Origin of the sequence: Neorhizobium sp. BETTINA12A, assembly GCF_023006485.1 — a bacterium.
GTDB lineage: Bacteria > Pseudomonadota > Alphaproteobacteria > Rhizobiales > Rhizobiaceae > Neorhizobium.
In genome coordinates this window covers 1-13,359 of record NZ_JALBGW010000127.1, presented here as the reverse complement: position 1 = coordinate 13,359, position 13,359 = coordinate 1, and the positions used below count along the sequence as shown (strand labels likewise).

The following is a 13,359-nucleotide window of genomic DNA, read 5'->3' as shown; positions in this document are numbered from 1 at the left end:
CAAGGACGGGCCGCACAAGCTGCTCGCCGAATTCGACGGCGTTCCGCTCGTCCGCCGCACCGCTGGAGTGCTGCTGGCGTCGCAGGCCTCGCCCGTCGTCGCGGTGACCGGTCATCGGCGCGACGAGATCGAGATGGCGCTGTCCGGCCTCGGCATCCGCTCTCACTTTAATCCGGACTATGCCTCCGGTATGGCAAGCTCGCTGGTTGCCGGTTTCTCAAGTCCGGAACTGGCGCAGAAAGACGGCATTCTGGTCATGCTGGCCGACATGCCGGGCGTCACGACGGAGCATCTGAACATGCTGATCGCCGCCTTCCGGGAAGCCGGCGGCGGTGTCGTGGTCCGTTCGGTGTCGGACGGAAAACGTGGCAACCCGATCATTCTGCCGCGAGTAGCCTATGATGCCGTATTGCGGCTGGAAGGCGATGTCGGCGCTCGTGCGATCATCGAGAATTCAGGACTTTCGGTGGTCGATGTGGATATCGGCCCTGCCGCGCATCTGGACGTCGATACGCCCGAAGCGGTAACAGCCGCCGGCGGGATTTTGAAAAGGTAAGCGAATGGACAATCCCGACATCGAGGAAATGTTCGAGGGGCTCGGCCCGGTCTCGATCCGCCGCATGTTCGGCGGCAAGGGCATCTATCACGATGGTTTGATCGTTGCGATCGACCTGCGCGGCGAGATCATGCTGAAAGCCGATGCGGTGAGTGCACCGGAATTCGAAGGCGCCGGTGCCAAGCAATGGTTTTATGAGGGAAAGAAGGGGAAAACCGTGCTGATGCCTTATTGGTCGGTGCCTGAAGAAGCCTTCGACGATCCCGACGAGATGCGCAAATGGGTGCGGCTGGCTTTCGAAGCCGCCGTGCGAGCGAACTCCAAATCCTGAACTTCGATTCCGAGTGCTAGATTTCGCATCTTGCTCGACAGGGTCCGAAGCACATACCGTCCACCTCATATTGAGGGACGTCGGCCGCCGAATCTCTCGGTAAGCTTGCATCCGGAAATTCTGTCAAAATGATTTCATCAAGTCGACCGCTTCGGTTCTCCGGAGCGGTTTTCGTTTGCACTTATTTTGGGAGATATGAAAAGGCCCTGGCAGAAAAGGCCGAAAGCGGTTGAGGCGGGTGATGAGGATCGAACCAGCCGATGTCCGACAGTTTATCTGGCTCCGTGAGCGAAGGCTCGCCCGTAAAGTCGCGGGTGATATAGATCAGCGAAACCCAGTGCTGCCGATCGGCTTCGATGATCTCTTCGGCCGTGCAAAGAAGCTCGACCCTGCCGATTTTCAGGCCGGTTTCTTCTTCCGCTTCGCGGCGGGCGGCTTGCGACGAGGGCTCCATCGGATCGACCTTGCCGCCGACAATGTTCCAGAAGCCCGCTTCCGGCGCCTTCAGGCGACGGCAAAGCAGAACCTTGCCGTCGTCGCGCATGATCACAAGCCCAGTGCCGACGCCCGGGAAATCAATGCCGGGTCTCGGCACGGAAGTCTTAAGCCTTGCCGCCGTTTGCAACGATCAGCATGAAAGCCGGAATATCGTCGCCGAAGCCGACCGGGGTTGGGCCATCGTCGTGATCGCGGTGGTAACGCTGGCGACGCTCGCGATTGTCGTCGTTTGCGGGTGCCGGTGCAGGTGTCGGCCGCGAATTGCGGTTGCCGCTATTGTTCTGCGGCTTCCTGTCTGCCTTGCGTTCCGGTTTCACGTTTTCCACCCTAGCTTCCACAAATGCCTCTTCGACTGCTTCAATCTGATTATCCTGGCTCTTCGTGTCAGCCTTGTGACTCGAATCGCCGCGCACGGAATCAGCACGTCCCGAATCGCTTCGTCTGCCGCGGCCGCGGTCCTTATCACGATCGCGACCCTTGCGGCCACCGCGTTCGCTCTCATGGCTTTCCATCGGCGCGGGAAGTGCCGAAATGTCGCCGTTCAGCCATTCGATCTTCTCATTGATGAGATTCTCGATGGCAGCGAGATATTTGGTGTCGGAGCGGGTAACGAGGGTAAACGCGCGGCCCGAGCGGCCGGCGCGTCCGGTGCGGCCGATGCGGTGGACATAGTCTTCCGCATGGATTGGCACATCGAAGTTGAAGACATGGCCGACGTCGGGCAGGTCGAGGCCGCGTGCGGCAACGTCGGAGGCGACCAGCAGCTGGATATTGCCGTCGCGGAAATTCTGCAGCATCGTCGTGCGCGAGCGCTGGTCCATGTCGCCATGCAGCGCGCCGACCGAGAAGCCGTGCCGCTCGAGCGAACGGAAAAGATCGGCGACATCGACCTTGCGATTGCAGAAGATGATTGCGTTCTTGAGATCGTCCTGCGCCTTGATGAGTTCGCGCAGCACGGCGCGCTTCTCGTAATCCTTGTTGTGCGAGGCGACGAGGCGCTGCGTCACGGTCTTGGCGGTGGTGGAAGGCTTGGCGACTTCGATCCGTTCCGGGTTCTGCAGGAAGCGGTCCGCAAGCTTCTGAATTTCCGGCGGCATGGTGGCCGAGAAGAACAACGTCTGCCGGGTGAAGGGGATCATCTTGGCGATCCGCTCAATATCCGGAATGAAGCCCATGTCGAGCATGCGGTCGGCCTCGTCGATGACTAGAATTTCGACACCGGTCATCAGCAGCTTGCCGCGCTCGCAGTGGTCGAGCAGGCGGCCGGGGGTGCAGATCAGCACGTCGGCGCCCCGTTCCAGCTTACGGTCCTGGTCGTCGAAGGACACGCCGCCGATCAGCAACGCGACGTTGAGCTTGTGGTTCTTGCCGTATTTTTCAAAATTTTCGGCGACCTGGGCGGCGAGTTCGCGGGTCGGCTCGAGGATCAGCGTCCGCGGCATGCGAGCGCGAGCTCGGCCCTTTTCCAGAAGCGTCAGCATCGGGAGAACGAAGGAGGCCGTCTTGCCCGTGCCGGTCTGTGCGATGCCGCAGATATCGCGGCGCTGCAGAGCATGCGGGATTGCCCCTGCCTGGATCGGCGTGGGGATCGTATAACCCGCGTCGGTGACAGCGGAGAGGACTTTCTGGCTCAGGCCAAGATCAGCAAATGTGGTCAAAGGGAATTCTGTTTCCGTTCCGGTTCTATGCGAACACTATGGGAGTCGACGCATGCTGGCCGACAACTGGCCGCGACATAGGACCAAAATGTCCAAAAGTCAAGGAAAGCAAGGCGATTGGCCGCCGGATTGGTGAATGAAGATCGCCGTTGACCAAGCCGGCTATCGTTCTGCGGGCGAAGAATTGCCTTTTGGCGGGCAGCTTACCTCAATTGAGGTAGGTGGTGAGCTTCATGCCGGCATTGAGGAAGTGCACGGGATCGATCGGATTGCCGTCTCGGCGGACCTCGTAGTGGACGTGCGGGCCGGTGGAACGGCCGGTCGAGCCTGCCCTGCCGATCACCTCTCCGGCGGCAACCTCGTCGCCTTCCTTCACCAGGATTTTCGACATGTGACCGTAGCGGGTGGTGATGCCCTGGCCATGGTCGATCTCGACCATGTTGCCGTAACCGCTGGCAGCACCCGCCGAGATTACCTTGCCGGAGCCGGTGCTTTTTACGTCGTCGCCGGTGGAGGCCTGGAAATCGATGCCTGCATGCAGCGCCATCCGGCCGAGGAAAGGATCTATGCGGTTGCCGTAGCGGCTGGTGACCGGCCGGCCGGGGGCGGGATTGCCGAAGGGCAGGTCTCGCGCCGTCTCGCGCACGTTTTCCAGCCGGCTGAGCGCCGCATCGAGTTCGTCGAGCGAGGCATCGAAGGCGCCGATATTGGTCTGCGGTGCGACATAGGGGCCGCCGACGCCGTCCGTGGCATCTTCAGCACCATTGTCTGCGGATGCCACTTCGACACCGGTCCGCTTCAGGATCGCGGCGATCGCGTCTGCTGTTTCCGAAGCGCCGGTCGTCAGGTCGGCGATCTTGGCAAGCTGCTCCTTCTCGATGTTCTTCAGCGACAGCGTCACCTTAGAGAAAACCCGGTCGGCGCGGTCGGCGATGTTTTCGCGCAGAGGCGCATAACCGAGCGCAGTTGGCGCCTGGAGCGGGGTGGCGGAAGTCTTGCCGGAGAGCAGCTTCTCGATCGCCTGGACGCCGCCGCTGCCGCCGGAAAGCGAAGCCTGGCGTTCCTGGGTCGGCGGCTGGAGCATGGGCGGCGTCGGTGTTTCGGGTGTCGTTAGGCCGGATTCCTCGGCGCGGTTCAAAAGAGAACCCAGCTTGCCGTGGCGCGAAAACAGGGCGTTCTGCTGTTCCAGCAGCTTCTCGACCTTCTGCTCGACCACCTGCTGGTCGAGGAGCTGGCGCGAGGTGATCCGGTCGAGTTGGGCGCGCAGCGCCGCGATCCGGTCCTCGTAATCGTATTGCATGCGGGCCTGACGCGCCATGGTCGCGCCAATCAGGTCGTCGCGGATCACCAGATAAGAGGTGGCGCCAAGATAGCCGATTGCGAAAACACCGAGAAAACAGAAGGTCAATGCCGCCATCCAGGGCCGGATGGTCATGTGGCGGATCTTTTCACCGCTGGCGAAAATGAGAACGTGCTGAGGCGCCCGTTTCCCAAACACCCGGCTTTCGGTTCCCTTCGCCACGCGGATCTCCCGGAGATGCGACTCGTTCGGCCGCTGTTCCCATTGTCGGGATTACACATGGATATGGTTAACGAACACTTTAATCCAGGCGTTCAGGCGTAGCTGGTGGAGGTTAGCGACCTGTAGAATGACGGCGTCAGGCCCGCCTCGGCCCGGGCGATATCGTTGAACGGCGCTTTCAGCGATCCGCGGAAATTGGCGCGCACCAGCTGCTGGAACGTCGCTGCCGGATCCTTGCGCTCGCGGGCGCAGAGAAAGCGGAACCATTTTGCGCCGATCGCCACATGTCCTTTTTCATCGTTGTAGATGACGTCGAGGATGGCCGCGCTTTCGAGATCGCCGGTCTCGCGCATCTTCGCCTGCAGGGATGGGGTCACGTCGAGACCGCGCGCCTCGAGAATGAGCGGCACGACGGCAAGGCGGGCAGTAAGGTCGTTGCGCGTGGAATGGGCCGCCTGCCACAGCCCGTCATGGGCCGGCATGTCGCCATAGTCGGCACCCATCTCGTTCAGCCGGGCCCGCACCATGCGAAAGTGTTTCGCCTCTTCGAAAGCCACCTGCATCCATCCGTCGAAAAAGGAATTCGGTACTGGCTCCGTCGCAAACCGGGCGACGATGTCGAGTGCCAGGTCGACGGCATTGAGCTCGATATGGGCGATCGCATGCAGCGTTGCGATCCGGCCGTTGACGGTATGCAATGAGCGTTTGCCGACCGCCTTCGGCGGCACCAGCTCGGGCTTTACCGGCCGGCCGGGACGTTCGGGGAGGGGTGGATCGAGTGGAGAACGGAGCGACAGCCGCCGCTCGAACCACCGGCTGGCGGTCTCCTGCGCCAGCCGCGTCTTGATATCGAGGTCGGCCGACCGGATTGCCGCCGTTGCGCCGCCCCTCAGCGACGTGATCGAAAACTCGCCCGACATCGATTTGTCTCCTGCCTATAGCGCCTTGAGGCTTTCAAGCACCTCCTCGGCATGGCCTTTTACCTTCACCTTCGACCAGATCCGGGCGATGCGACCGTCCGCGCCGATCAGGAAGGTCGTGCGTTCCACGCCCATATAGGTCCGGCCATACATGCTCTTCTCCTTCCAGACGCCGTAAAGATTGGCAAGGGCAGTGTCTTCGTCAGCCGCCAGGATGACCGAAAGGCCATGCTTCTTGGCGAACTTGTCATGCTTCTTGATGCTGTCGGGCGACACGCCGATGACTGGCGCGCCCGCCTTTTCGAATTCCGGCAAGAGGCCCGTGAACGAGATCGCCTCCTTGGTGCAAGCTTCGGTGTCGTCTTTGGGATAGAAATAGAGGACGACCGGTTTGCCCGCGAACGCCTTGAGGGAAACGGAGCCGCCGCCGTCGCGCGGAAGGTCGAAGTCCGGTGCAATGTCGCCAATGGTCAAATCGGCCATGGATTTCCTTTCTTTCGCCGGTATCGTGGATGATATTCGCCACAATCGGTATATAGTCGCCCGAGCGACGTCCAGAGCGGTCGCGCCCGGCCCGACGACGAATGCAGAAAGATGAGTCCTCAACTTGGTATCGGAAATTCGCGGAGAAAGGGTCAGTTTCAGTCGGAAAGAAATCATTCCGCTGCATGAATTACCCTCCGCACAGGTCGAGGATCCGATTATCGTGCACTGCCCGCCGCCGAGCCGGCGAGGCAAACGAGTCGGCAAGACGGTGCTGTTTTTCCTCCTGCTGGTGTTTATTGCGATCGGCAGCGCCGTTTTCGCGATCGAGGGCGGCATGGTCGACAGCACGCTTTCGTCGCGTGCCCAGAGCGCCATCAACAATGCCATCGGTCCACGTTACGTCGCTTCCGTCGGCTCGACCGCCATCCGTTTCGATTCGAGGTTACGCCTTGCGCTGGAAGCGCGTGACGTCGATATCGTCGAACGGGCGACCGGCGAACATCTGAGCCGTGCCGGCGCCATGCGCATGGCCGTCGATCCGCTAGCGCTTCTCGGCGGCCGCGTGTCGATCAAGCATATGGAGGCGGAAAATATCCGTCTCGACACGGCGCAATTGCCCTCCGGCGATCCGTTGCCGATCTCGGAAGTTCGCGTCGATGCCATGCCGGCTCTGCTGGAGGAGATTTTCCAGCGTCTCGATGAAGCCAAGGCACTCATCGAGCGAACCGGGACCGGCTCCGTCAGCATCGCCGGAATAGAGATCCTCTTGCCGGCAGCGCCCGGACGCAAGCCGATCATGCTGGTCGTCGACGATCTCGAACTGACGCGCAGCGCCGAAGGCGAGGTGGTGATCAACGGCGCGATCAGCCTCAACGGCCGCAAAGCCGCCCTCATCGCAGCGTCGAAGACCATCGAAGGGGTTACGTCGTCGCTCTCGGCCAAGCTGACGGGCCTCGAGGTGACATCTTTCATGCTACAGCGAACCGAGGATGGTCAGCCGCGCGAGGGGATCGAAGGCTCCCTCGATCTCGATCTTTCGGCGGTTCGCTCACGTGAGGCTGCAAAGCCCGCCATCACCGCGACGCTTCGCCAGTCTCCCGGCCATTTTTACTTCGATGGTATCCAGCAGACTTTGAGCGGTGCCAATATCAACGTGGCCTATGATTTCGCGAAGAACTCGATCGAGCTGCTGAAATCCGAGGTCCGTTTCGGGCCGACAATCCTGCCGTTCACCGGCGCGGTGATCGATCTCAGCCGGCTCAATCCGGACGACAAGCGTCCAGGGTTCGGCCTCGATGTTCTGATCAGCGGCGCAACAGCCGTCGGCGCCTCGGCAAGCGAGCAGCCCGCCCGCTTCGATCTCAAGGCGAATGGGCGATACCTGTCGGCAGATCGCGCGCTTCAGTTCGATGAGATGGCGGTTTCCAGCCCTCTCGGCCGCATGGCCGGATCTCTCAAAGTGCGGTTCGGCAACCAGTCTCCCGAGATCAGTTTCGGGGCGCAGCTGCCGCATATGGAAGTGACCGGCGTCAAGCAGCTCTGGCCGTTCTGGATGGCCCGCAAGCCGCGCGATTGGGTCATGGACAACATGTTCGGCGGCACCATCACCAATGGCTCGATCGCCGTCTTCATTCCGGCCGGCCGGATGAAGGGGCCGGGCATTCCGATGGAGCTCGACAAGAACGAACTGCAGATCGGTTTTGATCTCGCCAATACCCGGATCAACCTGCCGGGCGACGTGCCTCCGCTACGCGACATCGATGGCCGTTTCGACTTGAAGGGCGAGGTGATGCAGGTCGATATTGCACGCGCATCTTCCTTCTTTCCATCCGGTCGGTTCGTCGCCGTTGAAGGCGGCCGGTTCTCGATCCCCTCGACCTATGTAAAACCGCTGATGGCGGACCTTTCGCTTAAGATTGCGGGGCCGGCCGATGCGATGACGGAGCTTGCGAATTTCCGGCCGATCAATGCGCTGAAGGGGACCGAGTTCAAGCCGGAGGATTTTTCCGGTCACGCGCGCGTCGACCTCAAGGCCCATATGGGGCTGATCCTGGCGCACAATCCGCCGAAACCCACCTGGAGTGCCCATATCGATCTGGACGACATCGATCTCGGCCCGCAGTTTTCCGGCCGCAAGATCGGCGGCCTGGATGGCACGCTCGACATCGACAACCTGGCGGCACGGCTTGTCGCCAAGGGGACGATCGATGATGTGCCGGCCGATATCACACTGGTCGAACCAGTCGGTCCGGCGTCGTCGGTCAAGCGCGAGCGGATCGTCAAGACCGTCCTCAACAACGATCAGCGGGAAAAACTCGCGCCGGGTCTCTCCGACGTGATCGACGGGCCGGTGACGGCTCAGTTGACGCGGATCGACGAAACTCGCCAATCCGTCTCGCTCGATCTCAGCCGAGCAACGCTTTCCATCCCGTGGCTCGGCTGGACCAAGGGCGGCGGCATTCCGGCCAAGGCGCAATTCGAGTTGTCTGACACCGGAGAACGTTCCGATATCCGCAATTTCGAACTCTCCGGCGACGGGTTTGGCGCGCGCGGGAGCTTCGCGCTCAATGGCGGCAGCCTGACGTCGGCGGACTTTTCGCATATGCAGCTCTCACCGTCCGACAATTATGCGGTGAGCGTCAAACGCACCAAGGGCAATTTCGACGTCTCGATCAGCGGCTCCGTCGTCGATATGCGGCCCGTCGTCACCAAGATCCGGGCAGGCGGAAAGAGCGGCAGCGGCGCCAAACGCGCGGGCGACGATACGAGCAACGCCACCGTGCGAGGTAAGCTCGACCGCATGATCGGGTTCAATGACCAGACGCTCTCGAATGTGTCGTTCCTGTTTTCAAGCCGTAGCGGCAATATTTCGGCGGCGGATTTTTCCGGCTCGACGGAAAGCGGACAGGCGGTCGTCAGCGAGATGAATGCGGGCGACACGATTTCCATCACCAGCGGCGATGCCGGCGCGATCATCCGCTTCATGAACCTCTACGACAACATGCGCGGCGGCCTCCTGAACCTGCGCTTGAAGGCGCAGGGCGATGCGTGGACCGGTGCCATCGATCTGCGCAATTTCGCGCTGGTCAACGAGGCCAAACTCCAGTCTCTCGTTGCGACCCCGGACCAGGAGGGCCGCAGCCTGAACACGGCCACGAAAAAGAACATCGACGTCAATTCGGCCAAATTCCAGCGCGGCTTTGCAAGCCTGCTTTATCGGAACGGCTCGTTTGCCATAGAAAACGGCGTCGTGCGCGGCGAGCAGATTGGTGCGACCTTCCAGGGCCTGGTGCGCGATGCCAAGGGCAATATGGAGATGACCGGGACGTTCATGCCGGCCTACGGCCTGAACCGCCTGTTCGGCGAGCTGCCGCTGATCGGTGCCATTCTCGGCAACGGCCGCGATCGCGGCCTGCTCGGCATCACCTTCAAGCTCGAAGGTCCGTTCGAAAAGCCGAGGCTGACCGTGAACCCGCTGTCGCTGATCGCGCCCGGCATCTTCCGGCAGATTTTCGAGTTCCAATAAAAAGAGCCGCTCGTCGCGGCCCGTTTCAACTTGTTATCGAGATGCTCGGCTTAGGCGGGGCGCACCAGGATGTGCTTCTTCTTGCCGAGCGAGAGCTTGATGACGCCGTCGCCGGTGATCTCGCCGGTGCCGATGGTCATGCGTTCGTCGCTGACGGCCTGATCGTTGATGCGCACGGCGCCGCCCTGGACGTGACGGCGCGCTTCGCCGTTCGAACCGGAAAGGCCGGCGCGCACGATCAGCGATAGGAGCCCGATCCCGGCTTCGAGATCGGCAGTGGGAACCTCGACCGACGGCAGGTTTTCTGAAAGCGCGCCTTCCTCGAACGTCTTACGGGCGGTCTCCGCTGCTTCTTCCGCAGCTGTGCGACCGTGCAGGATGGCCGTGATCTCGGTTGCGAGGATCTTCTTGACCTCGTTGATCTCCGAGCCGCCGAGCGCTGAAAGCCTGGCAATCTCGTCCATCGGCAGCGTCGTGTAGAGCTTCAGGAAGCGGGGAACGTCCGCATCCTCGGTATTGCGCCAGTATTGCCAGAAATCATAGGCCGACAGCATGTCCGGGTTGAGCCAGATGGCGCCCGTCGCCGATTTGCCCATCTTGGCACCGGAGGACGTGGTCAGGAGCGGCGAAGTCAGCGCAAAAAGCTGCTGCGTCCCCATACGGTGACCGAGGTCGATACCGTTGACGATATTCCCCCACTGATCCGAGCCGCCCATCTGCAGCCGGCAGCCGGTCCGCTTGGCGAGTTCCACAAAGTCATAGGCCTGGAGGATCATGTAGTTGAATTCCAGGAAGGATAGCGACTGCTCACGATCGAGGCGCGTCTTGACGCTCTCGAACGACAGCATCCGGTTGACAGAGAAGTGCCGGCCGACGTCGCGCAGGAACTCGAGGTAGTTGAGGCTGCGCAGCCAGTCGGCATTGTTGATCATCAGTGCGTCCTTCGGACCTTCGCCATAGGCGAGGTAGTTCGCGAAGACGCGCTTTATCGAGGCGATGTTGCCTTCGATCGTGTCGACGGTCATCAGCTGGCGCGCTTCGTCCTTGAACGAAGGATCGCCGACCATGCCGGTGCCGCCGCCCATCAGCGAGATTGGCCGGTGGCCGGTCTGCTGCATCCAGTGCAGCATCATGATCTGGATCAGGCTGCCGGCGTGCAGGCTCGGCGCCGTTGGGTCGAAACCGATATAGCCGGTGACGATTTCCTTCGAAAACAGTTCGTCGAGCCCGGTCTCGTCGGAAACCTGGTGGATGAAACCGCGCTCGTCGAGCGTGCGGAGGAAATCGGACTTGAACCTGGACATGATCTAACTCTGGGCAGGGTGGGTTCTGGGATATGTGGCCGCGCCTCTAGCACTGTTTTTGCCGGTAATCACTTCAAAAGTGATGTTGGGTGTGATCAGCGCGACGAATGGGCGGCGGCCAACAGGGAACCTTGCAATTTCCGCAGGACGCAATAGCAGGTGCAAGAAGGACAGGTTATGCATTAACGGTTTCTTGTTCCATGGGCTTTTAACATCCGGCCCGGGACGCGATAATCGGGTGGTGTGCAGGTCTCCTGCATTGATGGGCTGATGAACGGGGCTGCCTTTTTCCTCGCGGTGAATTTTATCATCGCCATGTGTTTCGGTGCGGTTTTTGTTGTGGTTTCCACGCGCAGCCGCTCGCGGACGGCTGCGCTCTGGTTTGCCGCCGCTTTTACCATCGCCTCGCTCTCGTCAGTCTGTGAGTTGCTGGTCGCCTATGCGTATCTCACGAAATTCTGGGCAATCTGCGCTTTCGCATCGGTGCTCTGCGGCATGACCTTGCTCAGGGTCGGTATCGGCACTCTCTACGGCCGGAAGGTCGCGCCTGTCTGGGCAGGCTGTTTCCTGGTGACGGGCATCTGCCTCGACCTGCTGATCTACGACCTGCCTCGGGGAACCGCCGCACATGCCTTTTCCTACCAGACACCGTTTGCCTTGGCGCTCCTTTCGAGTGCGGCGGCCATCTTTTCATCGACCCGCCGGCTGGCGATCGACCGGGCGCTTGGTTATCTGCTGCTGGCGACCGGCCTGCATTTTTTCGCAAAGGCGAGCCTTGCCGTGATCGCGGGGGCGGGCACGACCGCCAAGGATTATATCGGCACCAATTACGCGCTGATCTCACAAAGCTCGACTGCCGTGCTGATGGTCGCGGTCGGATTGACGCTGCTGTCGGTTCTGGTCCTGGAGATCATGGCGGACGAGCGCAGCAATTCGGAGAAGGACGCGCTTTCTGGTCTTGCCAATCGCCGCGGCTTCGAGAACGGCGTCAAGGCGGCGATGGCGCTGGCGCCGAAGGCCGGGCACGCGGTGATCATCTGCGATCTCGACCATTTCAAGCGCATCAACGACACCTACGGCCATCACGGTGGTGATCTGGTGATCCAGGCCTTCAGCGATCTGTTGCAGACGAGCGCCGCCAAGAATGCCGTGGTCGGCCGCATCGGCGGCGAGGAGTTCGCGATCTTCATCCCCAGTACGACGCTCGACATGGCGACGCTGTTTGCGCAGGCGCTCCGGGGCGGAACGATGGGAATAACGGTCAGCGCGCTCCCGTCCTCCTTTGCCGTGACTGCAAGTTTCGGCGTGGCGGAACTTGCGCCGGGAGGCGATCTTGCGGGAGCCATGCGAGACGCTGATGCTGCTCTCTACGAGGCCAAGCGCTCCGGCCGCAACCGCGTCAGGCAGGCGCGGCATATCGGCTCTCCGCAGCCGAAATCCATCAAAGCCGTCAAATGAAAACGGCCGCCGAAGCAGCCGTTTTCGCCAACAGTTTTTGAAAGCGATCAGCGAATGCGCTTGGCTGCCGGTTCAGGCACCAATTCGCCGTTGAGGCGGCGGTCGAGATAATCCTCGCATTCGCCCATCAGCGTGTCCACCTGGCCGTTGAAGAAGTGATTGGCGCCCTCGACTATCCGATGGGTGATCAGAATGCCCTTCTGCGTCTTCAACTTTTCCACGAGCCCGTTGACGTCCTTTTCGGGGGCCACCTTGTCGCTGTCGCCGTTGATGATCAGGCCGGACGACGGGCAGGGCGCAAGGAACGAGAAGTCGTAGATGTTCGGCTGCGGCGCGATCGACATGAAACCCTCGATCTCAGGACGGCGCATCAGGAGCTGCATACCGATCCAAGCGCCGAAGGAATAACCCGCGACCCAACAGCTCTTCGAATCGGGATGCAGGCTCTGCACCCAGTCGAGCGCCGAGGCAGCATCCGAAAGCTCTCCGGCGCCGTGGTCGAATTCGCCCTGGCTGCGACCGATGCTGCGGAAATTGAACCGGAGTGTCGTAAAACCGCGCTTCTGGAACATGTAGAAGAGCTGGTAGACGATCTGGTTGTTCATCGTGCCGCCAAACTGCGGGTGCGGGTGCAGGACGATGGCGATCGGGGCGCTCTTTTCCTTGGATGGCTGGTAACGACCTTCAAGGCGGCCGGCTGGGCCGTTGAAAATGACTTCGGGCATCGGTACTCCGGTCAATATGTTCAGGTTCCAAACGAGTATCACGTCGAGTTTGACTTGACGAAGACGCTCAGCTTTTCTAAACTCAGTTTAGAACCATTCGAAACTTTGGGCTGCATGCTGGATGCGCGCCCGATGCGATGTCTCTTACGGCAAGGCCGACGGAAATTTCAAGGAAAATGCGGGTCCCCCGTCCGCCCATATGTAATTCAACATCTATCTAGAAACGGAAGCCGATCAGGCAATGGCGCTGAACCGCACATATCTGGACTGGAACGCGACCGCGCCCTTGAGCGCGCCGGCCCGCGCCGCCATGCTGGATGCGTTGCAATTGCCGGGAAACGCCTCGTCGGTTCACGGCGAGGGCAGGGCGGCACG

General features: G+C 61.1%; 11 protein-coding genes and 1 pseudogene. 5 read left to right on the top strand and 7 right to left on the bottom strand.

Annotation, left to right across the window (positions count from 1 at the left end; translation table 11 throughout):
• On the top strand, positions 1-556 hold a 556-nt coding region (locus MOV61_RS22655), incomplete at its 5' end, for an NTP transferase domain-containing protein (protein WP_247138182.1).
• Between the two features lie 4 nt (positions 557-560).
• Complete coding sequence (locus MOV61_RS22650) at positions 561-887, top strand: TfoX/Sxy family protein (protein WP_247138181.1); 327 nt, start codon at positions 561-563, stop codon at positions 885-887.
• A gap of 181 nt (positions 888-1,068) precedes the next feature.
• Here MOV61_RS22650 and MOV61_RS22645 read toward each other — a convergent pair whose 3' ends face one another.
• From MOV61_RS22645 to MOV61_RS22625, 5 genes are all read right to left on the bottom strand, one after another.
• The gene (locus MOV61_RS22645) at positions 1,069-1,482 is read right to left on the bottom strand and encodes an NUDIX domain-containing protein (protein ID WP_247138180.1); all 414 of its coding nucleotides are present in this window, start codon (positions 1,480-1,482) and stop codon (positions 1,069-1,071) included.
• A gap of 7 nt (positions 1,483-1,489) precedes the next feature.
• Positions 1,490-3,043 (bottom strand): DEAD/DEAH box helicase, encoded by a 1,554-nt coding sequence (locus MOV61_RS22640; protein WP_247138179.1) that lies wholly within the window; start codon positions 3,041-3,043, stop codon positions 1,490-1,492.
• Between the two features lie 208 nt (positions 3,044-3,251).
• Entirely contained in the window at positions 3,252-4,565 is a 1,314-nt protein-coding gene (locus MOV61_RS22635; protein WP_247138178.1) for a M23 family metallopeptidase, read from the bottom strand.
• A gap of 92 nt (positions 4,566-4,657) precedes the next feature.
• Complete coding sequence (locus MOV61_RS22630) at positions 4,658-5,485, bottom strand: ferritin-like domain-containing protein (protein ID WP_247138177.1); 828 nt, start codon at positions 5,483-5,485, stop codon at positions 4,658-4,660.
• Positions 5,486-5,500: 15 nt separating this feature from the next.
• On the bottom strand, positions 5,501-5,968 hold the full coding sequence (locus tag MOV61_RS22625; protein WP_247138176.1) for a peroxiredoxin: 468 nt from the start codon (positions 5,966-5,968) through the stop codon (positions 5,501-5,503).
• Between the two features lie 124 nt (positions 5,969-6,092).
• Between MOV61_RS22625 and MOV61_RS22620 the strand changes: the two genes are divergently transcribed.
• Positions 6,093-9,497 carry an AsmA-like C-terminal domain-containing protein gene (locus tag MOV61_RS22620; RefSeq protein WP_247138175.1) on the top strand — a complete coding sequence of 1,135 codons (3,405 nt, stop codon included), beginning with the start codon at positions 6,093-6,095 and terminating at the stop codon, positions 9,495-9,497.
• A 50-nt stretch (positions 9,498-9,547) separates the two neighbouring features.
• Here MOV61_RS22620 and tyrS read toward each other — a convergent pair whose 3' ends face one another.
• Positions 9,548-10,801 carry a tyrosine--tRNA ligase gene (tyrS, locus tag MOV61_RS22615; protein ID WP_247138174.1) on the bottom strand — a complete coding sequence of 418 codons (1,254 nt, stop codon included), beginning with the start codon at positions 10,799-10,801 and terminating at the stop codon, positions 9,548-9,550.
• A 270-nt stretch (positions 10,802-11,071) separates the two neighbouring features.
• Here tyrS and MOV61_RS22610 point away from each other — a divergent pair, with 270 nt between their 5' ends.
• Entirely contained in the window at positions 11,072-12,259 is a 1,188-nt protein-coding gene (locus MOV61_RS22610; RefSeq protein ID WP_051899714.1) for a GGDEF domain-containing protein, read from the top strand.
• 47 nt (positions 12,260-12,306) lie between these two features.
• Here the strand turns inward: MOV61_RS22610 and MOV61_RS22605 are convergent, their stop codons facing one another.
• Entirely contained in the window at positions 12,307-12,984 is a 678-nt protein-coding gene (locus MOV61_RS22605) for an alpha/beta hydrolase (protein WP_038542924.1), read from the bottom strand.
• Positions 12,985-13,225: 241 nt separating this feature from the next.
• Between MOV61_RS22605 and MOV61_RS22600 the strand changes: the two are divergent.
• Positions 13,226-13,359, top strand: a pseudogene (locus MOV61_RS22600) (cysteine desulfurase); the annotation flags it as partial.

What these genes read in the sequence shown, in the direction of transcription:
- MOV61_RS22630 (WP_247138177.1), bottom strand. Translation starts at nt 5,485, where the DNA reads ATGTCGGGCGAGTTTTCGATCACGTCGCTGAGGGGCGGCGCAACGGCG.
- MOV61_RS22625 (WP_247138176.1), bottom strand. Translation starts at nt 5,968, where the DNA reads ATGGCCGATTTGACCATTGGCGACATTGCACCGGACTTCGACCTTCCG.
- MOV61_RS22605 (WP_038542924.1), bottom strand. Translation starts at nt 12,984, where the DNA reads ATGCCCGAAGTCATTTTCAACGGCCCAGCCGGCCGCCTTGAAGGTCGT.
- MOV61_RS22650 (WP_247138181.1), top strand. Translation starts at nt 561, where the DNA reads ATGGACAATCCCGACATCGAGGAAATGTTCGAGGGGCTCGGCCCGGTC.
- tyrS (WP_247138174.1), bottom strand. Translation starts at nt 10,801, where the DNA reads ATGTCCAGGTTCAAGTCCGATTTCCTCCGCACGCTCGACGAGCGCGGT.
- MOV61_RS22610 (WP_051899714.1), top strand. Translation starts at nt 11,072, where the DNA reads ATGAACGGGGCTGCCTTTTTCCTCGCGGTGAATTTTATCATCGCCATG.